The sequence below is a fragment of the Chryseobacterium sp. WLY505 genome (assembly GCF_030846215.1).
In the GTDB taxonomy this organism is placed as follows: Bacteria; Bacteroidota; Bacteroidia; order Flavobacteriales; family Weeksellaceae; genus Chryseobacterium.
Genome location: NZ_JAVCWI010000025.1, coordinates 1 through 1,665, shown reverse-complemented (window position 1 = coordinate 1,665; position 1,665 = coordinate 1). Strand labels below are relative to the sequence as shown.

At 49.2% G+C, this 1,665-nt stretch carries 1 rRNA gene; it reads left to right on the top strand.

Features of this window, described 5'->3' with window-relative positions:
• The first annotated feature begins 135 nt into the window (after nucleotides 1-135).
• A 16S ribosomal RNA gene (locus tag RAH34_RS22750) occupies nucleotides 136-1,652 on the top strand.
• Nucleotides 1,653-1,665 lie beyond the last annotated feature (13 nt).

The following is a 1,665-nucleotide window of genomic DNA, read 5'->3' as shown; positions in this document are numbered from 1 at the left end:
CGCAAATACGGAGTAACACTGACAGAAAGATTGCTTCGTTACAAAGCGGAAGATATAAAGATCATTGACATACAATATAACAACCAAGTAAGGAAAAACTAAAGCGTTAAAACTTTGAGTGAGTCAGACAAACATACAATGGAGAGTTTGATCCTGGCTCAGGATGAACGCTAGCGGGAGGCCTAACACATGCAAGCCGAGCGGTAGAGATTCTTCGGAATCTTGAGAGCGGCGTACGGGTGCGGAACACGTGTGCAACCTGCCTTTATCTGGGGGATAGCCTTTCGAAAGGAAGATTAATACCCCATAATATACTGGATGGCATCATTCGGTATTGAAAACTCCGGTGGATAGAGATGGGCACGCGCAAGATTAGATAGTTGGTGAGGTAACGGCTCACCAAGTCTACGATCTTTAGGGGGCCTGAGAGGGTGATCCCCCACACTGGTACTGAGACACGGACCAGACTCCTACGGGAGGCAGCAGTGAGGAATATTGGACAATGGGTGAGAGCCTGATCCAGCCATCCCGCGTGAAGGACGACGGCCCTATGGGTTGTAAACTTCTTTTGTATAGGGATAAACCTAGATACGTGTATCTAGCTGAAGGTACTATACGAATAAGCACCGGCTAACTCCGTGCCAGCAGCCGCGGTAATACGGAGGGTGCAAGCGTTATCCGGATTTATTGGGTTTAAAGGGTCCGTAGGCGGATCTGTAAGTCAGTGGTGAAATCTCACAGCTTAACTGTGAAACTGCCATTGATACTGCAGGTCTTGAGTGTTGTTGAAGTAGCTGGAATAAGTAGTGTAGCGGTGAAATGCATAGATATTACTTAGAACACCAATTGCGAAGGCAGGTTACTAAGCAACAACTGACGCTGATGGACGAAAGCGTGGGGAGCGAACAGGATTAGATACCCTGGTAGTCCACGCCGTAAACGATGCTAACTCGTTTTTGGAGCGCAAGCTTCAGAGACTAAGCGAAAGTGATAAGTTAGCCACCTGGGGAGTACGAACGCAAGTTTGAAACTCAAAGGAATTGACGGGGGCCCGCACAAGCGGTGGATTATGTGGTTTAATTCGATGATACGCGAGGAACCTTACCAAGGCTTAAATGGGAAATGACAGGTTTAGAAATAGACTTTTCTTCGGACATTTTTCAAGGTGCTGCATGGTTGTCGTCAGCTCGTGCCGTGAGGTGTTAGGTTAAGTCCTGCAACGAGCGCAACCCCTGTCACTAGTTGCCATCATTAAGTTGGGGACTCTAGTGAGACTGCCTACGCAAGTAGAGAGGAAGGTGGGGATGACGTCAAATCATCACGGCCCTTACGCCTTGGGCCACACACGTAATACAATGGCCGGTACAGAGGGCAGCTACACTGCGAAGTGATGCAAATCTCGAAAGCCGGTCTCAGTTCGGATTGGAGTCTGCAACTCGACTCTATGAAGCTGGAATCGCTAGTAATCGCGCATCAGCCATGGCGCGGTGAATACGTTCCCGGGCCTTGTACACACCGCCCGTCAAGCCATGGAAGTCTGGGGTACCTGAAGTCGGTGACCGTAACAGGAGCTGCCTAGGGTAAAACAGGTAACTAGGGCTAAGTCGTAACAAGGTAGCCGTACCGGAAGGTGCGGCTGGAACATCTCATTTTAGAGCGTCTAAG